Annotated in this window: 22 protein-coding genes, 1 tRNA gene and 3 pseudogenes; 21 read left to right on the top strand and 5 right to left on the bottom strand. The window is 58.9% G+C overall.

Annotation, left to right across the window (positions count from 1 at the left end; translation table 11 throughout):
- Nucleotides 1–83 precede the first annotated feature (83 nt).
- The 8 genes from G3O06_RS07105 to G3O06_RS07140 all read left to right on the top strand — a co-directional run bounded on the left by G3O06_RS07105 (nucleotide 84) and on the right by G3O06_RS07140 (nucleotide 6,398).
- Nucleotides 84–1,055: a DUF932 domain-containing protein gene (locus tag G3O06_RS07105; RefSeq protein ID WP_205815540.1), complete on the top strand. Its 972-nt coding sequence runs from the start codon at nucleotides 84–86 to the stop codon at nucleotides 1,053–1,055.
- A gap of 273 nt (nucleotides 1,056–1,328) precedes the next feature.
- Entirely contained in the window at nucleotides 1,329–2,324 is a 996-nt protein-coding gene (locus tag G3O06_RS07110) for a lambda-exonuclease family protein (RefSeq protein WP_205815541.1), read from the top strand.
- A 25-nt stretch (nucleotides 2,325–2,349) separates the two neighbouring features.
- Nucleotides 2,350–2,577, top strand: coding sequence for a hypothetical protein (locus tag G3O06_RS07115; protein ID WP_085561470.1), 228 nt, complete (start codon nucleotides 2,350–2,352; stop codon nucleotides 2,575–2,577).
- A gap of 58 nt (nucleotides 2,578–2,635) precedes the next feature.
- Nucleotides 2,636–3,541, top strand: coding sequence for a phage capsid protein (locus tag G3O06_RS07120; RefSeq protein ID WP_205815542.1), 906 nt, complete (start codon nucleotides 2,636–2,638; stop codon nucleotides 3,539–3,541).
- Nucleotides 3,538–4,632 carry a hypothetical protein gene (locus G3O06_RS07125; RefSeq protein ID WP_205815543.1) on the top strand — a complete coding sequence of 365 codons (1,095 nt, stop codon included), beginning with the start codon at nucleotides 3,538–3,540 and terminating at the stop codon, nucleotides 4,630–4,632. The genes G3O06_RS07120 and G3O06_RS07125 overlap by 4 nt, the downstream gene beginning before the upstream one ends.
- 63 nt (nucleotides 4,633–4,695) lie before the next feature.
- The gene (locus tag G3O06_RS07130; RefSeq protein WP_205815544.1) at nucleotides 4,696–5,502 is read left to right on the top strand and encodes a DUF4942 domain-containing protein; all 807 of its coding nucleotides are present in this window, start codon (nucleotides 4,696–4,698) and stop codon (nucleotides 5,500–5,502) included.
- A gap of 106 nt (nucleotides 5,503–5,608) precedes the next feature.
- The gene (locus G3O06_RS07135; protein ID WP_205815545.1) at nucleotides 5,609–6,016 is read left to right on the top strand and encodes a hypothetical protein; all 408 of its coding nucleotides are present in this window, start codon (nucleotides 5,609–5,611) and stop codon (nucleotides 6,014–6,016) included.
- 82 nt (nucleotides 6,017–6,098) lie between these two features.
- On the top strand, nucleotides 6,099–6,398 hold the full coding sequence (locus tag G3O06_RS07140) for a hypothetical protein (protein ID WP_205815546.1): 300 nt from the start codon (nucleotides 6,099–6,101) through the stop codon (nucleotides 6,396–6,398).
- Between the two features lie 3 nt (nucleotides 6,399–6,401).
- Here G3O06_RS07140 and G3O06_RS07145 read toward each other — a convergent pair whose 3' ends face one another.
- Entirely contained in the window at nucleotides 6,402–6,659 is a 258-nt protein-coding gene (locus G3O06_RS07145; protein WP_205815547.1) for a helix-turn-helix transcriptional regulator, read from the bottom strand.
- 66 nt (nucleotides 6,660–6,725) lie between these two features.
- On the opposite strand from G3O06_RS07145, the gene G3O06_RS07150 reads away from it, so the two are divergent.
- The 6 genes from G3O06_RS07150 to G3O06_RS07175 all read left to right on the top strand — a co-directional run bounded on the left by G3O06_RS07150 (nucleotide 6,726) and on the right by G3O06_RS07175 (nucleotide 10,469).
- Entirely contained in the window at nucleotides 6,726–7,118 is a 393-nt protein-coding gene (locus G3O06_RS07150; RefSeq protein ID WP_205815548.1) for a hypothetical protein, read from the top strand.
- Nucleotides 7,119–7,336: 218 nt separating this feature from the next.
- Nucleotides 7,337–7,996 (top strand): hypothetical protein, encoded by a 660-nt coding sequence (locus G3O06_RS07155; protein ID WP_205815549.1) that lies wholly within the window; start codon nucleotides 7,337–7,339, stop codon nucleotides 7,994–7,996.
- A gap of 77 nt (nucleotides 7,997–8,073) precedes the next feature.
- Entirely contained in the window at nucleotides 8,074–8,394 is a 321-nt protein-coding gene (locus G3O06_RS07160) for a hypothetical protein (RefSeq protein ID WP_205815550.1), read from the top strand.
- A gap of 331 nt (nucleotides 8,395–8,725) precedes the next feature.
- A complete protein-coding gene (locus G3O06_RS07165; RefSeq protein WP_205815551.1) occupies nucleotides 8,726–9,292 on the top strand; it encodes a hypothetical protein in 567 nt (188 codons plus the stop codon).
- A gap of 198 nt (nucleotides 9,293–9,490) precedes the next feature.
- Nucleotides 9,491–9,838: a hypothetical protein gene (locus tag G3O06_RS07170; protein WP_205815552.1), complete on the top strand. Its 348-nt coding sequence runs from the start codon at nucleotides 9,491–9,493 to the stop codon at nucleotides 9,836–9,838.
- 310 nt (nucleotides 9,839–10,148) lie between these two features.
- Complete coding sequence (locus G3O06_RS07175) at nucleotides 10,149–10,469, top strand: hypothetical protein (protein WP_205815553.1); 321 nt, start codon at nucleotides 10,149–10,151, stop codon at nucleotides 10,467–10,469.
- A gap of 81 nt (nucleotides 10,470–10,550) precedes the next feature.
- On the opposite strand, the gene G3O06_RS07180 is transcribed toward G3O06_RS07175, so the two are convergent.
- Nucleotides 10,551–10,835 carry a hypothetical protein gene (locus G3O06_RS07180; protein ID WP_205815554.1) on the bottom strand — a complete coding sequence of 95 codons (285 nt, stop codon included), beginning with the start codon at nucleotides 10,833–10,835 and terminating at the stop codon, nucleotides 10,551–10,553.
- Nucleotides 10,836–10,986: 151 nt separating this feature from the next.
- On the opposite strand from G3O06_RS07180, the gene G3O06_RS07185 reads away from it, so the two are divergent.
- Complete coding sequence (locus G3O06_RS07185) at nucleotides 10,987–12,618, top strand: hypothetical protein (protein ID WP_205815555.1); 1,632 nt, start codon at nucleotides 10,987–10,989, stop codon at nucleotides 12,616–12,618.
- A 384-nt stretch (nucleotides 12,619–13,002) separates the two neighbouring features.
- Here G3O06_RS07185 and G3O06_RS07190 read toward each other — a convergent pair.
- Nucleotides 13,003–13,422, bottom strand: a pseudogene (locus tag G3O06_RS07190) (integrase core domain-containing protein); the annotation flags it as partial.
- Nucleotides 13,423–13,599: 177 nt separating this feature from the next.
- Between G3O06_RS07190 and G3O06_RS07195 the strand changes: the two are divergent.
- The 5 genes and pseudogenes from G3O06_RS07195 to G3O06_RS07215 all read left to right on the top strand — a co-directional run bounded on the left by G3O06_RS07195 (nucleotide 13,600) and on the right by G3O06_RS07215 (nucleotide 16,708).
- Entirely contained in the window at nucleotides 13,600–14,139 is a 540-nt protein-coding gene (locus G3O06_RS07195; protein ID WP_205815556.1) for a hypothetical protein, read from the top strand.
- Between the two features lie 878 nt (nucleotides 14,140–15,017).
- Nucleotides 15,018–15,096 (top strand) — tRNA-Ile (locus G3O06_RS07200).
- 535 nt (nucleotides 15,097–15,631) lie between these two features.
- Nucleotides 15,632–15,823, top strand: a complete 192-nt coding sequence (locus G3O06_RS07205) for a hypothetical protein (RefSeq protein ID WP_205815557.1) — start codon at nucleotides 15,632–15,634, stop codon at nucleotides 15,821–15,823.
- A gap of 60 nt (nucleotides 15,824–15,883) precedes the next feature.
- A pseudogene (locus tag G3O06_RS07210) lies at nucleotides 15,884–16,330 on the top strand (SET domain-containing protein).
- Between the two features lie 51 nt (nucleotides 16,331–16,381).
- Nucleotides 16,382–16,708 carry an H-NS histone family protein gene (locus tag G3O06_RS07215; RefSeq protein WP_205815558.1) on the top strand — a complete coding sequence of 109 codons (327 nt, stop codon included), beginning with the start codon at nucleotides 16,382–16,384 and terminating at the stop codon, nucleotides 16,706–16,708.
- Between the two features lie 4 nt (nucleotides 16,709–16,712).
- Here the strand turns inward: G3O06_RS07215 and G3O06_RS07220 are convergent, their stop codons facing one another.
- Both G3O06_RS07220 and G3O06_RS07225 read right to left on the bottom strand, forming a co-directional pair.
- Nucleotides 16,713–17,441 (bottom strand): hypothetical protein, encoded by a 729-nt coding sequence (locus tag G3O06_RS07220; protein ID WP_205815559.1) that lies wholly within the window; start codon nucleotides 17,439–17,441, stop codon nucleotides 16,713–16,715.
- 80 nt (nucleotides 17,442–17,521) lie between these two features.
- Nucleotides 17,522–18,047, bottom strand: a pseudogene (locus G3O06_RS07225) (IS21 family transposase); the annotation flags it as partial.
- Between the two features lie 278 nt (nucleotides 18,048–18,325).
- Between G3O06_RS07225 and G3O06_RS07230 the strand changes: the two are divergent.
- Nucleotides 18,326–19,180 (top strand): hypothetical protein, encoded by an 855-nt coding sequence (locus tag G3O06_RS07230; RefSeq protein ID WP_205815560.1) that lies wholly within the window; start codon nucleotides 18,326–18,328, stop codon nucleotides 19,178–19,180.
- Nucleotides 19,181–19,215 lie beyond the last annotated feature (35 nt).

The raw sequence follows: 19,215 nt of genomic DNA on the forward strand, positions 1-19,215 counted from the left end.
CTCCTACCTTCCCATTTCGTTCCTTTCCTCCGGCCCGGCTCATGCCGGGCTTTATGCATCTCATTTCAGACGGAGCCCCCAAAATGCATCTCGTACAGAACATGGCCTATGTCGGTCAGGAACCGTGGCACGGCCTCGGCAACCAGCTCGCACCCAAACAACCGCTCGAAGTCTGGGCTCGCGCTGCCGGCATGGACTGGCGTATCGAAGAAGCCGAAGTCCGTTTCGTCGCGGCTGGCAACCGCAGCCTCGGCTCGATCCACGCGTTTCCCGAACAGAAGGTGCTGTACCGGTCAGACAACAAGGCACCGTTGTCCGTCGTGTCGGCTCGTTATCAGGTCGTGCAACCCGAAGAGATACTGGAGTTTTATCGTGATCTGACGGAAATCGGCGGGTTCCAACTTGAGACAGCAGGAGTCCTTAAGGAAGGACGCAAGCTGTGGGCACTCGCGCGTACCGGGCAATCCGGCACGCTCAAGGGTAAAGACGAGATCAACGGTTACCTGCTACTGGCAACCGCCTGCGATGGATCGCTAAGTACTACTGCTCAGTTTACTTCGGTGCGCGTCGTCTGCAATAACACCCTGCAAATTGCGTTGGGAGGGGACAACGTTGGTGCGGTCAAGGTCTCGCATCGCTCGCAGTTCGATGCTGCTGCCGTCAAACGCCAATTAGGCCTGGCCGTCTCCACGTGGGATGCGTTCATGGCACGGACCAAAGCGCTGTCCGAGCTGAAGGTGACGGACTCGGCGGCCGAAGCGTTCCTGCGTCGCGTGCTCACCTACTCGACGGCCAATCTGCCCGATCGCGAAACGGTTGCCGTGAACGAGCGGGCCATCAAGGCAGTTGGTCAGCTCTATTCCGGACGTGGCAAAGGGGCGGATCTGGCTTCGGCATCCGGTACAGCGTGGGGGTTGCTCAATAGCGTGACCGAATACGTCGATCACCATCGCCGCGCACGTAGCGACGATCACCGTCTCGATGCCGCCTGGTTCGGTGCTGGATCGACATTGAAGCAGAAAGCCTGGGACGAGGCCATGAAGCTTGTCGCATGACCAAGCCCATCCTGCCCCTGGCAATCGACATGCGGATTCAGATTCCACGCGGAGCTGGGTTACGGTTCGGCGGTCGATACGCCACGTATCCTGCAAATCAAACCCCAAGGCACGACTGTCCACCTCGGAAACGGCAAGCTCGTGACCTTCGCCAACGATGCGTTGCAAGACGCATTCCGGCGCACTCACTCAGCGTAGCGTCGTTCCCCCGTATTTACTCACGTTTGGCCCGGTCAGATTCGCTCTGCCGGGCTTTTTGTTTTACGAGGTTCTATGAAGACCCCTCACCTCGAACCACCCCGCGCGCGTAAGCCCGCACTGAAGCTCGTCAAGACGCAGGAGCTGAGTCGCGACGACTGGTTGGCCGTACGTCGAACCGGCATCGGCGGATCAGACGCCGCTGCCGCTGTCGGCCTGAACCCCTACATGAGCGCCTTGGAGTTATGGCTCGACAAGACCGGCCGCGCGGACGGCCTGCCCCGCCCCGATCCGGCCGATACAACGTCGCCGACGTATTTTGGGACGCTGCTTGAGCCCATCGTCGCGGCCGTCTATACCCAGCAGACCGGCAATAAGGTCCGCAAGGTCAATGCGGTTCTGCGCCACCCGACGATCCCCTGGATGCTCGCCAACATCGATCGGGAAGTTGTCGGTGTTCCGGACGTTCAGATTTTGGAATGCAAGACAGCTGGAGAACACGGCACGCGACTGTGGCGAGATGGTCCCCCGGAGTACGTGCAAATCCAGGTGCAGCATCAGTTGGCCGTGACAGGGAAAGCGTCCGCACACGTCGCCGTGTTGCTCTGCGGGCAAGCACTCGAAGTTCATCGGATCGATCGGGATGACGCGCTCATCGGGCGCTTGGTTGAACTCGAAGCTCGATTCTGGCGTTTCGTGGAAAGCGACACGCCGCCACCGGCAGATGGTTCGGACTCGGCCGACCGTGCGCTGCGGCATCTCTATCCGGGTTATAGCGAAACGGTCGACTTCACCGACGACCACCGCCTGTCGTCCGTCTTTGCCGATCTGGTCGCGGTACGGGCCGAGATCGAGACGCGCCAGCAGCTCGAGGCGCAGTTCAAGCAAATGATCCAGCAGGCGATGGGTGACACAACCCAGGCCGTATTCCAGACCGGTACCGTGTCATTCAAGCGCAGCAAGGACTCGTCGTCGGTCGACCTGGATCGGCTGCTGACCGATCACCCCGCGCTCCAACAGCAGTACGCCACCTCGAAGCCAGGTTCCCGGCGCTTTCTGGTTTCCACCTGACGGGAGTCCGATCATGGCTCAACACATGACCAATCTCGAATGCGTCACCGACATCATGGAATTTTCGCGGTACGGCGCGCTCGCGCAGGCGTTCGTGATGGATGCGCTGAGCAAGCACGCCGAACACGTTGCCAAGCTCCCACTCGATGAGTTGCAGAAGCAACTCGGCGATCACCCGCTGGTCAGCGCACCAGCGTGGCATGGCGTCGCGCAAGAGATTCACACGAAGCTCGAATCGCATTTCGCTCGGTAGCCGGCACAGCTTGCTGGCAATCGCAGCTCCCCTTCCCTTTTCTATTTAGAGGACCACCATGCTCAAAGGTCTGGCAATTACCCCGCCTGTTGTGGGTCGCATCACGATCGGAAAAATTGTCGAGAAGAACGGCAAGCGTCTGCCCGAGAAGGACGATCAATTCACGCTCACAACCCAGGTGCAGCAGCGTGGCGAGTGGCTGCCGCATCCGCTCAACGAAACGCTGCGCAAAGCGACTCCCGGCAAGCTACGCTCGATTCCGGTCCGGGTACTGTTCAACGAACCGGACCTGAACCTGCGGGCCGAATACACGCTGTTCGATCGCGATACCGGACGACCCGTCTGTGTCGGCAACGGAGAGACCTGCCGGCGCGTGACGAACGCCGGCATCGAATCTCTGCCCTGCCCGTCGCCGGACGGCTGCACCTACGCTCAGACAGGCGGCTGCAAGCCCTATGGGCGCCTGAACGTGATCGTCGGCGACGAGGACGAAATGGGCTCGTTCATTTTCCGCACGACGTCCTATAACAGCATCCGGACGCTCGCGGCACGACTGCACTACTTCCGCGCCGTGTCCAGCAATTTGCTTGCCTGCCTGCCGCTTGAACTGCGTCTTAGGGGAAAAAGTACCACCCAGAGCTACAGGGCTGCGATCTACTACGTTGATCTCGGCGTTCGTTCGGGCACGTTCGAGGAGGCTTTGATTCAGGCGAAGGAACTGGACACGCGCCGCCGTGCCGCCGGCTTCGATCAGGCTGCGCTCGACGCCGCCGCTCGGCTCGGCTTTGCCAATGGCGCGTTTGAGGATAGCCCCGACGAACGGGCGGCGCTCGTCGAGGAGTTCTACCCCAACGCCAAGCCCGACTATGTTGAAGCGGACGACGGCGATGCGGCTGGCCCGCCCACGACGCTTCGCGACAAGCTCGAACGCAAGGCCGCGCTGCTCGGCGGCAAGGCAGCATGAGCACGCGTCGCTGGGCGTTCATCCTGGCGATCGGTGCAATGTCCACCGCGCTCTGCCTATCGGTCCTCGCCGGCTGGCAGCGCGGCGGGTCGCTCCCGGAACGGTTCGTCTGGGTTGCGATCGGCCTGGTGCTCGTCACGAGCGCGCACCTGTTGCCGGCGCTGCTCCGGGAGACACCACGCGTCGTCCGTGGCGTAGGTAGCGTGTTATGGGGTGCGTGTCTGATGGCAGCGTGTTTCGGTCACGCGATGTTCTTCACATTCGCCCAACAGCATGCCGGTGAGCTGCGAGCGTCGACGGTACAGATAACCTCGGTACCGGCGCCCGCTCGCAGTCTCACGACGGTCATGGCAGAACGCGCGACGGTGACAGCACAGCTCGCCACCGCGAATGCGCGTGACTGCATCGGAACCTGCAAGGCGCTGAAAACTCGTCGGGTGACGCTTACCGCACGACTGGATGCGTTAAACGCCGAAGCAGACGATGTTCGACGCCAGCAGGTCACGACGGATCGAGTCACGGCCCAGCATGACGCATTACTCATCGATCCGGTCACGTCGCGACTCGCCACGTTACTGGGAGTCACGACAGCGCGCATCGATCTGCTGTCGGGGTTGATTTTCGCCGCCGTACTCGAGGGAGTCGCGTGCCTGCTGTGGACCGTCATCCTTCGGTCTCCGTTACCGGTGACCGAATCCGCCGTGGCGAGCGTCACGCCAACCATTGTCCCGGTGGTCACGGTGCCGGCCGACGTAACTCCGCCGGTCGTCACAACAGTCACGGACGCGCCTGACATGACTCGGCCGGTAGTCATGCCAGTCACGGCGAGTCACACTGCCGAGACCGTTAGTCGCAAAAACGTAGCGCCACGTCACGACAGCACGACCCGCAGTCATGCTCCGCGCGACGATCCGGTCGCGCCGTTACCCGAAGTTGCTCCCATCGATGACCACCTGTCGCAGCTCGTCCGAGACGTGGCCGCCGGATCAGTCCGGCCGACGGTCGCCGCCATCCGTCAGCACTTTGGTTGTTCCCAAGCGCGCGCAGCAGAGCTACGTCGTCAGCTTGCCGAACACGCATCGACGGCATAGGAGGCCGGGCCTCGTGCCCGGCCTGCTGTCTCTTTCCCCATCACTTTCACACCGTCATGAAACATGGACTCAACCGATCTCGTCAAAAGCGTCAGCATCACCAATCTCGCCAACCAGCGTGTCGCCGTCGTCGAGCGCGTGCGCGCCGCCCTCGATCTGCTCGGCGAAGCCCAGCAGCTTGCCAAGGCGGCGCATCTCGGATTCCCCCGGCTCGTACTCGACGAAAGCTACGGCTGTCGCGGTCGGCCCACCATTACCGGAGAATATGCAAAACGCGACGAGGCCGAAGCCTCCATGGTTCGTATCGTCGACATCCGCGGCTGGGACTACCTGCTGTCGGAATCGGGGCTGCGCACCTTCATGGACGCGAAGGCCCGCGAGCAATGGGGCAACCAGATTGCCGAGGGCGACGTGCCCGAACTGACTGCCGCCAACATCGAAGCCACGTTCGCCCAGCTCTACGGTGCGCGTGGCGACATGTTCGAGCGCGGCGTGCTTCAGTGCTTCAAGCGGCTTTCGTGGAGCTACAAAACGAACCAACCGTTTCTGTTCGGCAAACGGATCATCGTCAAGTACCTGTTCTCGCAAGGCAGCTCGAACCATCACATCACGAACGAATTGGACGATCTCATTCGGGTGTTCAGTGTGCTCGACGGCAAACCGGAGCCGGATCATCGAAACGGCGTGTCTGGTCTCATCTCGGACGCGCAGCGCCAGCGAAAGACTGAGGCCGAGAACAGCTACTTCCACCTGCGCTGGTTCAAGAACGGCAACGGGCACCTGACGTTTCTGCGCCCTGATCTGGTCGACAAAATGAACCTGATCCTCGCCAAGCACTACCCGAACGCGCTCGCGTCCGAAGCACGGTAGTTCCCTCGTCGTCGGGCGCGTCCTGCGTCTGGCATTTCCCTCAGCTGGTGCGACTGTGCATCCGGTCCTGCCGGAGGCTTGCGCTCGCCCGTCTGGAGAAACCGTCATGTCATCCGTTATTGCAACGCTCAAGCGACGCGGCACTGCACGACGCCGTGCTGCGACCAGCCCCTTACCCGCGATCCGCTACGCCACCAGACTGATCCGCGACGCCCCTGGTCGGTTCGATGCCGTCGAGATCCACGGCGTCCGGCAGTTCCCCGACGCCGCCGATCCGACACGAAGCTGCTGCGAGGTGGATGACGACAATCCGTCGTTCTTCAGCGTCTACCTGCATTTCGTCGCCGGCGGCGTCGTGTGCTGCGCCGATCTACCCACGCATCCGGACGCTGTGCATTGTGCGCGGGTCATTGCGCGCCGCCACCGCTGGCCGGTCTACGACTTCTACCCGGCAACGCAAACTCGCCCCAGCGACAAGCACGTCGAACACAGGCGACAAGCGACGAGCCGGTGATTCCCGCCAACTCTCTTTCACTCGCATGACCGTGTATCCGGTTCTGCCAGAGGCCGTTGTTCACCCTTTCCCGGAGATCATCATGAATCTACCTTCGACACACCACGCCGGCCCGCGCTTCAAACTCGGCCGGATCTTCGCGACACCCGCTGCCCTAGAAGTTGTAGCCGACGCGAGCATCTCAATCATCGATCTGTTGATCAGGCACGTCCGCGGCGACTGGGGCGATCTGTCCGAATCCGACCGCCAGCAAAATGAACTGTCGGTCGACGCAGGGCTGCGCCTGCTGTCCTGCTACGTTCTGCCCGGCGGGCAGACTGTTTGGGTCATTACGGAATGGGATCGCTCCTCGACCACGTTCCTGTTACCGGGCGACTACTAGTGGTCAGCGCGGCAAGGACGACATCGGCTGATCCAGCAGCGCGTCGATAAAGGCGTGCGGGTCGGCATCGAGCACCCGCAGGAAGTCCAGTAGTTCGACCACATCGAGCCGGCGAACGCCGCTCTCCACCTTCGACACAAAGGCCTGCGGCCGGCCGAGGCGATCCGCAACGTCCTGCTGCAACAGACCACGCTGCTTGCGCAAGTCTGCGAGCAGCGTCGCAATCCGCTGGTAGCGGGGATCGTGGATCGGATGGGTCATGAGGAAATTCTAGATACACATAACGGATATTCTGTATGCGTATACGGTATATTCGAGGAGGCTTACATGTTTCAGCTCGTCTGGCTGTCCGGCATTGCCGTGACGGCGCTTGGCATCACCTTCGACATGCATCGACTGCGTACCAACCGCGTCGGCCTCCGGCCGACCGGCTGGGTCGTCGCGTCCGTCTGTGCTGGGCCGATAGCCGGGATCGCATACGTGATCCGACGACGGACCGCGCTGGCAACGCTCGTCGACGCGGTCTGGCAGCTCGTCGGAGATGCGACGCACCCGGACACCGCGCGGCGCGAGCGGCTGATCGCGCTCGAGCGCAGCGGCCTGCTCGGGGCTCCGGTCTTCCGGGCCTGTCTAGCGAGGCTGGCCGCGGAAGCGACCGATGCTGCCCCGATGCCCGATGCCTCGCTTACCAATAGCACGGATGAGGACTGGAACGAGTAAGGAAATCGATGTCGCAACCGACCACACTCGATGCCGTTCACCGATAAAGCATCGTAACCGTGGCCTGAGTCCTGGCAGCAGTCTGTCCCTCGGATGCCAGGACCATTCGCCGACAGGCGCTCCCTGTCGGCATTTTTTATTCCGTCTGCCCGGCACGCGCCGAGAGCCAAGAAACGCCCGCCACTTCATCAACCACCACAGCAACGGGAAATGAAATCATGAAGAACAAACGCCACTTCAGAATCGTCCGCTTCGCATTGTGCGCCGCCACGGCCGCAATTCTGTCCGCATGCGGACAGAACGCACCTTCGGAAAGCGACGCCAAGCAGGTTGTCGCGAGTTCGCTCGGTGACTGCCGATATTTTGAACTTCGGGACTTCCAGAAGGTAAATGGCATTCCTGGCGACTCCGGCAACGACTACCGCGTGGATGTCAAATACACCATACGCCTGTCCCCGGACAGCGACGTCAAGGCCTATGCTAGGCAGTGGCAAGAGCAGTACGAAAAGTATCAATCCCTGAACGCCGACGCCGATCAGAAGGCGAAACAGTACTATGACAATAAACAGGCCTACGCTGCCGCAAATCCCAACGATCTAGACGCAGGACGCACGTTTGAGCAGCAACATCAGGACGAGTACCAGGCGATGTCGAATGCGAAAATCGAAGTAGGCAACGCCGTCGCGGCACTCAACAACACCGCTCCCAGCCTGGTCTTCCGGCGCGCTATCGTTCAGGCATGTCCCAGCATTGATCTGCGGCTTCTCACCAACTTCTTCAATGGAAAGGGAGCCGACTACAGCAATGACGTCGACGTTGAGTTCACGCAGACGCTCGACATGGTCAAGACCGACAATGGCTGGCAAGCTGCGCGGTAACGACCGGCATTCCATCCTGCGGCGATAGGAGTTCGTTGCCGTTATCCAGGAACAACCATAAAAGACAACCTGAAACGATGGGTTCGCAACGAAGCAACCTCGCTCCCACTGAACCGCTCCACGTCGCGGCAGCAGCGCTGCTCCAGCTGGCCGGCGAAACGGCTCGGGCAAGCGCGACGCCGGCGTGGGGCCGCAAACACGCGCTCGAACTGCTCGACACCCTGCTTTCGCTCTCTTCGGCACACGGCTTCGCGCAGCAGGATCTATTACGCGAAAAGTTGATCACCGGTGCTTGTACCAGGCGTACGCGGCTGCTGGCTGAAGTTGCCTTCGAAAATGTGCCGTCGTCAGCGTTGCTCGACGCCATCCGACGGTCAGGCTTCCATTTCAGCGGATAGCTTCGACTCCAGCTCAGGCATGCATCGAGTGCGTACCGTGCCAGTCCGATCGACGAGGGGCATAGACGGGTGTGCCTCTTGGCACGCCCGTCCAGTTCTGCGTCGGCGCTGCTTCTTTTTTTGGCTGGTTGGAACGTAAAATAGCCGTCGCATTCCCGCGCTGCAGCCGGCGGCGGCATTCGAGAGCGCCCTCTTCAACTGTCGTCAACCTGTCAGGCATGTCCGCCTTGACATTGCTTGACAAGCACTTCGGTACACCGAAGTGTAGGATTCGATAGAGCATGGCATGCTGCGCACGTGGGCGCCTGACACTGCCAAAATGTATACCGACATGAAACAAGCTCTCCTATCCGTGATCCTCTTTATCTGCGCCTCGGCGGCGCGCGCCGGACTGGATGTCACGGCGTACAGCGGATTGGTGATTGTCGAATCCCCGGCCGTGTTGTCAGACGGAACGTATCAGGGAAAGGATCAAATCACTCTCGATCCCGGCAATTTCCCTGACCGTTTTCGTGGTCTCGAAGTTGGGAAGGTGTACCAGTTCACATCGTCCTTCGACTTCAGAGCCGGTTCCTATTCAGGGTACAACGCATGGAGAAATGAACTGGCAAAGCTAGCCGGATATCAGGCGAGCATGTCGGTCCGAAACAAGGCGGTCGAATTGAGATACGACGAAACGGTATGGAAACTCGACCATGGACCGTTCTGGGAGCTGATCGATTTTTCTGACGCAGAAGGCACGATAGGACCAGAAGTCTGCCGAAAGATCTACCGGGACTTCGTTCAGTATCGCGATCAGGCATCACGAGTTTCCATGCCTTACTTCTACGAGTCCTATGTCGACTGGATGAAGGCCTTCGAGATGTGCGCAAACAACGGCGCAATCGTCTTTCACTAGAGAGTGGATGGTAATCGGATACGCTCCGAAGTTCCGGGAGCAAGAAATTTGACAAGCATGCTTTTTCGTTTTCTGGTGGGACTATGGATCGGTGCCGCATCCTGCTCTGCGGGCGCGTCCCCGCTCACTGAGGGTACCCCAGTCGTCTACAGCGATAGCTACGTGTGGTATCTGTCGGACCGGCTAGCAAATACAGCGATGAGCCAGCTCTTCACGCAATCTCTACCAGCGGATGCTGCACATCAATTTCAGTTCGAACTGGCTTTGCTGTATCACCACGGCCTCATTGCCTGTGACGGGCCGCTCAATCAAATTGCGGACGCAGTAAAGTTTTCGGCATTGGGAGCATCCCAGGATAATGGAATCGTGAATGTGGACGATATCTTAAACGCATTGGGAAAGACGGACAGTTTGGTACAACCGATTCTGGGAGCATGGAATAACTCTGTCTTCCCAGAAATTTCTCGTGTCTTTCGGGCCCGAAAGGCCTCCACTGCATTCCCCAAATGCCTGAATCCGAACTACACATCCCCTCGCCCTCAATAGTCAAGCCGCTCGAGCGTCCCTTAGCTGCATTTTCGTCGAGCATCGATCACGCTCGCGAAATCGTCGTGACTGGCCTACGATGGCCAACTCCATATTGGTGTGACCTTGCGATCGGCTGGTTGGAACAAGGTCTAGCCGTTGACGACGGGATAGACGACATACTGCGAGTAATTTCCCAGAACCGGCGTTTCCCGCAGAGTCTGCGGCACCGCGCGTTTGTGCTACACGTACGATTTCTCGAGGCAAACGGCCTCGCTGAAGCTGGATAAATGGTTCGACGACGGATCAACAAGAGGAGATTGTTTTGATAATGCAGATCGATCAATTCAGCGAGAAAATTGCCTCACTGCAACGTCAGTTGAACGACAAACGCTTTATAGATCTTCGCCTGTATCGGCGTGACGCGCCCATCTATCAGCTGTCCAGCTCTGTCAATCACACAATTGCCTGCTGGTACAGTGAGAATTATCAGCCGATCAGCGTCCTTATCGACCGAGTCAGAAGTTTCATGCGCGAGACTCCGGCTGCGAGACCCGAAGCCGCAGAGTATTACTCGCTTGCGGAAGAGTTCTTCAAGGTCATGATATCCGCACTTGAGGTTACTCCAAACGCGGAAGCTTATGAAGATTGAAAAATATCGACTCAGGCTCATATCGACGCGGATGGCCGCGAGCGGCACAAATCTGGAGTTAAGCCTTTGAATGAAAGACCGTCACATAGAGATATTCCCGTGAACATTGAGGAAATGGCCGTTCGATGTGGAGATCGGAAGTTGGATTTGCCAGACGTTGATGCTGCATGCCACGTCGCGAATATCACAAGACTCGATTTCTTCGACGAACTCGCCCGTTGGCTTGCCATCGAGTTCCTCGAGGGGCGGCGCGATTTCACGTTTTGCGATTGCGTAGCCAATTGCATGATGCCGCTCGCAGAGTGGAGCCTTACAGACTTTGCGTGGTCCGTCTTCTACGCGTTCGATAATGGAGAGTTCTATCATAGTGAGGACTCGCGAGATGTCGATCCCGTGGAGAAATACACAAGACCGATGCTGATGCAAGCGTTAGCCGAACTGAAATGATCGTTTACGTGAGATGGGTACGAAGGACCGGAGATCGAAGAAGGCAACGAAATAGTTCAGGAGGAAATGAATGAATTGGCTGAAGGAGCTGTTCCGGCAGTCGGTCCTGTCGCCTGCGCCGTCCATATCGGACGGATTCCCATTGCCTTGGTCAGAGGGGCGGCCTGGGATCTACCGCTTTCTGTCGAGTTTTGCGGTTGTGGATGACCAATGTCTTCCCGACGCGGCTGCGACGTTGCCTGACGAGGAGTTACTGGCGATCCGACGTGGCACACAACTGCGATGGGCACCCGGGGCAATGGACGGCGTCTTCGGTCATCACGCGGCGAGCGATGACAGCACGCAAGTCGAGCAGATAGTTGCCATGCTTGTGTCCGCGGCTGACACACGATCGGCTGAGGCGGTCAAGAATTTCTACGACCTGATTGCCGGGGATGAAGCCCTTCGCCTTGTCGATCCCTTTCTGACGTCGTTGCGGCAATCGCGGCCAACGGACCCCGAGCGTTTGCATGCCTTGGCTCGCTGGCTCGCCAGCGAAAGCCCGGATAGAGGTGCAGTCAAGATTGGTATTGCACTGCTCGGAATGTTGCAACCGCCTCGAGACATGGCGTTGCTTACCACTCTTGGTTTGCATGAGGAGTTCACGCTCTATGTCGCTGTGGCCCTCGGAAACACGTTGCCAGCCTCCGAGAGGGAGGATGCCTGGTGGTCGCTGGCCAAGCGAGTGAACGGATGGGGACGCATTCATTTAGTTGAGCGTCTGGCAACGATTGAACGAAGTGATATCAAGGCTTGGATGCTGCGTGAAGGCTACAAGAATTCGGTGATGATCGAATATTTGGCCTATCCATGTGCGGTCGGCGGCGAGTTGCTGCGCGCGCTGCGCGAGAATAGCGCCGACGATGCGTTACTTAATGGCGCCGGTGATATGTTGCAGGCGCTGATCGCAGGCGGCCCGGCGCAGGACATGGGCGACTACACCGAGGGTGCCGAGGCCACTAGCCTGTATTTGGGTCACCTGGCGCGACGCGTGTCGGCCCGACTCGATGACTATCTGGTCGCCTCGGACATCGCGGGGTTCGCTACCGATGAGGAAAGACCCTGGGAGGTGTTGGAAGCGCACGGTTGGACCGCAGAGCGTAGGGCGCACGTCGCTGCATTGGCCGGCGCCATCGTCGCGGACTCGAGATGGTCAACGCTGGCCGCTGAAGGCCTTAGCGCATCTGATGAGGCAGCTTTCTGGACGGCAGCAACAGTGGCGGAGCGCTTAGGGTTAGATCCATGGGAGGCTCGCTTCGATCGCCAGCGCGACGGGCAAGGGAGCCAGTGGTTTTATCTGATGCGGGATGCTGATTCGCTGCGCGTCGATCGCGTGGTCACCTTGGCGATGGAGCAACTGTGCTTGGATGATCTCGCGACTGGGGCGGCGGATGATTCCGGTCTTGGGCCGGCGTTTGCACAACAGGCCGTGCTCGGCGCGATCCTCCAGGAACTGGGACGCTTTCCTTCCAAAGGCTGGCCTCTGGTTGAGGCAGGTCTTCGGAGCCCGGTGATCCGGAACCGGAATATGGCGTCGAAGACCTTGAGTACCTGGGGCAAGGAGAGATGGCCGATGGCTGCCGAGGCTGCACTCAATGACGCCCTCCGCGCAGAGCCTAACGATCGGGTGCGAGAGTACATCACTCAGGTGCTTTCTCGTTAAACTCCGGTGTATCTTTACCGGCCATAAGCGGTTTAGGAGCGCTTCTCGCTAATCTCGCTCTGTGGGATAAGTCGAACGGGCAAGGCGAGCCGATGGATTGTAGCCGTATTTCCAGAACGACTTGAGTGCGCTCGCTGCGTGCTTCGGGATGAACGAAGCGGCGGATACGCTAATGCCAACACCAGATTGCCGCCTGACTAGGCCATAATTGGCCTTTACCCGTCGTTAGGCGGAAGCGCACCATTCGCGGAACTGTTCAACTACCCGAAATCATGAAGGAGAGTACAAATTGGGCTCCTGGTGACCTGCCCCCTTCAATAGGGCCAATGGGCTTCTAGCAAAGTCCCTTTTGAGCGGTCCCGGTTTTCAGTGCCAAAGGCAATGTTAGTCTTCGGCGTTCTGTTGGTCCGTCAGTTGGGCCTGCAGGCCCAACTGACGGACGTATTCGGCAGGCGGCACTTCACCGAGAGCCCTGTGAGGCCGACTCTCGTTGTATTCGACCCGCCATCGTTCAATCTGGTCCCTGGCGTCGGCCAGCGATGTGAACCAGTGCACGTTCAGGCATTCATCGCGTAGCGTGCCGTTGAACGACTCCACGAATGCGTTATCCGTTGGCTTGCCGGGCCGGCTGAAGGCAATCTCGACCTTGTGACGGTAAGCCCATAGGTCCATCACCTGACTCGTAAATTCCGAGCCGTTGTCACACAACAGCGTGCGGGGCGCTCCGCGTTTGCCCCTCAGTTCATCCAGTGCACGCACGACGTCTGAAGCGCTCAGTCGCTGACCAACATCGATGGCTAGTGCTCCGTGGACGAGCTCATATGAGAGCGTACCGAAAAAGTAGGCGGTATCGAAAGGGGCATCGTGCCCGCAGCTCGAGAGTCAAATTCAGACCGTGCTTTGGTGACCGACCATCGAATGCGAAAAATTCTCAATCTACTATCTTCTCGACGCAAACGCGATCGGACAGTTGAAAACGCAATGATCGACGTTGTCCCTACAGCGATCCACTCCGTCGCAATACTTGTCGATGATCGTGTAGCGTTCGGCTCGCAAGCTGCCGACGTCGCCGCGCGATTGGGCCCACGTGCCATCGACATGCTGGTATCCCGCCTCCACTCGCCCTCACACCCAGCCCCGGAAGCGTTCGATCCCAGTGTTCGAGGCCTGGGGGGATGGCTCGCCGCCTGGCAATTCGCCATCTTCGAGATTCTCGTCCATTTTGATGATTCTGCCCTCGATAGCATTCGCGAAATCGCATGGGGTGAATATGACTGGACGCAAGGCAACGCGCTAGAAATTTTAGTTCGCCTGGCAGCCAAGGGCATTGGACGAGAACAAACGATTGCGGACTTTCATCGCAACTTCGAACACGTTGCCGAGGAAGCAAAGCGATATGCCGTAGCCCCACTATTGCATCGCGCAAAGTTCGAGCCGGAAGTCGCCGCAATTGTGAGCAAATTGCAAAGCATCCCCGACTGGCGTGAGGTCGTGTACCGGTTAGAACGAACGCAGCGTTGAGCTACGTCCGCTGCCAACGTCACTTGGCTTCCTCCCTATCGAAAGCGACGCTAAGTCGCCCGGACCGATCACGGATAACGTACACATGGTACGGGTCAGGCAACTCTGGTAGTAAAACACGTTCTTCGTTCCAGTAGTCGTCGTTGAAAAATGTCGATGACGAATAGTCGAAGCTCCAATTGCGAGAAATATCGAACCGTGTCTCCCCAACGTCAGGCGTAACGGTTAGGCCCCACACGTCCAAGCGAGCCCCTTTCCGTATAGACCTATCGTGCGTGCTCCAGAAGTCGGGGATCTTTGTCCTGGAATAGACCTCGGCAATGGCGATGGCACCGGGAATAGCGGCCCATATTTCGGGCAAGATCTCGTCGGCCTTACTGACGCATTCCACGCAATCCAGACGATGGCGACATCTTACCCAGACCAATCTGGTGCCAACCTGATATTCCGAACGGAAGTAGCCTCCATCATCCGAAACGACGCCTAATGGCTGATGGTCTCTTAATTTCTCCATGCAAGTTTTCCTCCGTGGATGCAGGTCGCCGCATCTAGCGGACGAGGGCAAAATGCCATGTTAGCAAGTCTGCATAGCGCTCTCGAATAACCATTTGGGAGAGTGCCGAGCGACCGCTCCCGGGTCGACGACAAGCATCCTTGCGCCTGACTGACGACCGACTGAAGCCTTGCCGCCGAGTCATTCGATTCGAGCGCGGGCACACCGCCTAGCCTCATGCACTGCGATACAATCGCATGCTTACCACTACGGTGCTGTCACGGAGTGGTTACTCGCCGGACTCGTAACTCAGTCGGTTAGAGCAAGCGAGTCATAATCGATTGGTCGCGAGTTCAAGTCCTGCCGCTCCGACCAAATTACCTCGGGGCTCTCTGCCCATGCTTAGCTAGAGCAGCGGGCTCATAACCCGTTGGTGCCGTGTTCGACTCACGGGAGGCCCACCACTCAGCCATCCGACCAACAGACCGTGGAACCACTTACAGGCCGGCGAGCTCAGCGCATCGCCAGACTCGCGTCTCGACAAGCCGAAAGACGCTACTCGGTCTCCAGAAACCATCGCGCCCAATCGACGCTTCGCTCGATCCCGTCGACTGCCCACACATATGTTCCGTGCTCGGGATCGAAAAATACATCGATTACCGAGGTTCCGACAGACGCTGCGGCACCCCGAATCCGCCTCGTGTTACCGTCCTGCTGGATGACGGTGACTCCCGCGCGGGCGGCTGCCGAAAGCGACTCAATCGTTGGAGCGTTCATGGGGAACACCTTCCGATTTGGAAACGCACTGAAATAGCGCAAGCTATTAAGATAGTCGAGGAGCCGCCGTTCGGCAAAGAACCGACGGTCCTCGCACGTCGATCCCGCAGTCCGCGTCCCGGACACGCTCCGACCCGAAATGCGCGGGGCACGCAAGCCTTCCTCTTGCTCCGATGCAGCACTGATAGAATCGCGTTCGCCCGCCGCCACACTCGAACAATCATGGATTACCGCGTCACCTACGAGCATAGCCTGCGACAAGTGCCGGACGACTTCATCGCCCAGGTCGCCTCGCAATTGATCACCGACGTCCCTGCCAACATACCGCGCGCCCTGCTGCCTGAATACATCACCGAGCTCATCCTGAGTCGGTCGCCGCAAATCGCGCAGATTCGCCACCTACGCATTCTCTGATCGACACCGCGCTCGAATCGAATTGCTTAGGTCAGTCGCCACCATCAAAAGGGCAAATGCATGCGACGTGTGGTAGTCAGACGATCGACAGTTCACGGGCGTGGGGTTTTCGCGACCAAACTCCTTCGCACCGGGGAACGCATCTTCGAATACAAGGGTGAGGTCATAACGTGGCAATCAGCAATTCAGCGTTACGAGCATCGCGACGATGACGCACATACTTTCTTGTTCGGCCTGTCAGACGGCACGGTTATTGATGGCGGACGCGGCGGTAACAGCTCACGGTGTTGAATCATGCTGAATCATGCGTGCGCACCGAACTGTGAAGCTGTCGAAATGGATGGCCGTGTATTCGTCAGCGCTGTGCGTGACATACAGACTGGCGAGGAACTTCTCATCGACTACGCGCTCGCGGTTGACGACAACACGACGCACGACGATCGGGCCGCTTACCACTGTCGCTGTGGCGCGTCCGCGTGTCGCGGCACCATGCTCAGCAGCGCGTAAAAACTTTGCAGCGCGGTTACCCCGATCCGCACTACTTCGAGACAATGCACCATGGACAACCCAACGATTCGCGAGTTGCAAAAGCAGCTCGGCCAATTGAATCTGCTCGTTGAAGAAACCAGGCAACGGGAGAAGCAAGCCATACTCGCCGAGATCGGCGCACACGTGAAAGAGTACGGCATCACCGAAATCGAGCTACTACGCGCTGCTGGTTTCCTCAAGCAGAAGCGGCAGAAGGCCCCCGCCAAGTACTACGACCCAAATTCCGGAAAGTCTTGGTCAGGCCAAGGCCCTCGTCCGAAGTGGCTAGAAGGCAGAAACCTCGACGACTATCTCATTCGTGAGGCCCCGCAGCCGTGGTGGCCGGAACGAACCTGACCGCTCAACCGAGCTTCACGATCGACATGTAACCCTGCAATGCAAGCGGCGTCTGATGTTGCGAGCCCAACACCTTCGCGAATCCCATCCACAACGGACTGCCTGGGCCCCAGCTTGCCTGCACTCCACTTATGCCCAGCGAGCCAAGAACACCCGAAGTCGTAACGCTGCCCACCGGCGCATCGGGGTAATGCTGCACGGCGTATTGATAGATGCCGGGATAGGCATATCCCTGCCCGATCGCGAAATACATCTGAGCAGGCAACTGGTACGTGTCGGTCGATGGCGCGATGATCTTCACACTGCCCGATACGAGGTACATGCCGGACGGGATGGTGATCGTCCCGTCGTTGTTCGTCGTGTACTCGAAGCCGTTGCTCGCCCCGACACCCACGCGAAAATCGAGCTGATACCAGCTCCCCATGTCGATGCCGCGGCCACCATTCGCTTGCGCGGAGTGGCCGAGTTCGATCGTAAGCACGGGAGAGACACCGTGCGGCGACGGCAGATTGGTGAGTTGGCTTCCATCGACTGCGGGCAGCCGGCCGGTTGCGTCAAGCACGACGATGTCGCCAGGCGCCGTGCCGGCCTGCGACTTTGGGATCGCCGCGTCAGCCGTCGTCTGTGCGCTCGCCGCTTTGCCGGCGATTGCCTGAAGACCCGGACCAAGACCGCCGATTGCATTTCCCATCGCGGTAAGCGAGGAAGAGAAGGACTGTTGAGAGCTTGTCACAATGTACTCCTTGAGGGGTAGAGCGAGCCATAGGATTCGTCTTCCCCTTTCCCTCACATCACGGTAGTTGTATCGCCGGATTGCATGCCGTAGTGCGCGCACATTGCTTCGTAACGCGTAGTCAGGTCGTCGCGCGCTTCGCGTTGAAGATTGCGGAACGCTACGGATAGGCTGTCGCTGCGATGCTCGCGCGGCACGCCACCGAGTGCCCCCAGGGCGTTCTGCAGCCCCTTCGGCCAGTGCGACATAGCTCTCGCCGCCGAGATTGACGTGCGCGTGTTCAAAGCCCGCGCAGGCCAGTCGAAAGTGGTAGAGGCGGTGCTCCAGCGCGACACCGGCTACGATGACGTCCAGGCTGCCCATCTCGGTGAAGTCGGGCAAGCCGAGGCGACCGGGCTCGTGCACCTGACGGAACACAACATCACGTTCCTCGCCATGGAGTGCGCGCCAGTCGCGAATACGCCGCTCGAGCGTGCGGCGCACGTTATCCGGGAGGTCTGGACGGCGCCGAAGCATCTCGTCCCGTACGGTCAGGGGATCGGCGCGGCGGCGCCTGCGCGGCGCCTTCTTCTGCGACGGCAGTCGCGGGTCCTGTCCGATGCGGTAGACGAAACGGCCGCGTGTCGAACCAGTAGGCATTCTGACGGTATAGAATCCGGCGCCGGCGGTCCGGCAAGCGACCGGCAGCTGTGGTCGTCAAAGCTGCGAAGGTCACTCGCGAGAACTGCGACCAAATCAATCCGAAATTGCACCTTGGATATTGTCAGAAAATGAATGATTGGAAGAAGTTCAAGGTAGGGCGCCCTTCTGGAAGATCCAATTTCACAGAGCCAAGTTGTAGGCCATTTTCGGAAGTGGGACACGTTAGCCACGCAGACGCCGCGATGAGTATCGTTGAGTCGGGCTTGATCAGGAAAGGCTTGGTGTTTGACGAGTCGAAATTGAACAAAGAGCGCATCCTTGTGACCTGGTTTTCTCCGAATTCTTGGGGGCCCGGCTACCGTTACGGAAACGTTCGATTCGATGTCGACTTCGAGTCGATGGTGTCAGGGAAATACTATTACTGGGTCGAGTCGATCGCATATGGCATTGCGGCCTGCCGAATCCTAGTCACAGACCAGGATCGTTCGACGATCCTGCCCTCATACGATCCGCGCAAGCCAGACGGTCCGTGGTGGTACGACGCGTCGACTGACACGCACTACTTCAACAACAACTACACGTTGGAATTCATGTTTGAACGCGACGTTCGGTTCGATGAAGCCAAAGAAATCACTTTCGTACCTCATCACAGCAACTACTGTTCGGTTCACAGGAATGCACCACGCGACTGTAGAGACCTCGGTACTCCTGCTGGAAAAGGTGGCGCCCTGTTCCTCATGAAGGCTATCGCTGCTGGCATCGATCTGTCAGACATCGTTGCTCCGTTAGGTGTGAAAATTGGAAAAAATGGGAATAGAGGTAAAGCCGGGGTACACCTCGAATCCGCGCTCGGTGAGGTCGCGCGAATCGTCTGCAAGCGAGCGACTTACACTGGCGATGTCAAAGCCACCGACGCAGTCGCTAGGGCGCTCGTACGAGGGATGTTTAACGCGGCAACGATTTCGCACCCCTTCGAGGTGCGCGACCTAGCCGACACGTTTGCATCGGAGGACGAATTATTAGATGCTGTAGCCGAAGTTGTCGATCTCGCCCTCGACACACAAGACCGGCAAATGATCCGTCTCGCGCTTCAATGAATTGTTCGAGTACAGCAGCTCGATCTTCAGAAAAC

The organism is Burkholderia sp. Ac-20345, from assembly GCF_017104825.1.
Taxonomy (GTDB): domain Bacteria; phylum Pseudomonadota; class Gammaproteobacteria; order Burkholderiales; family Burkholderiaceae; genus Burkholderia; species Burkholderia lata_B.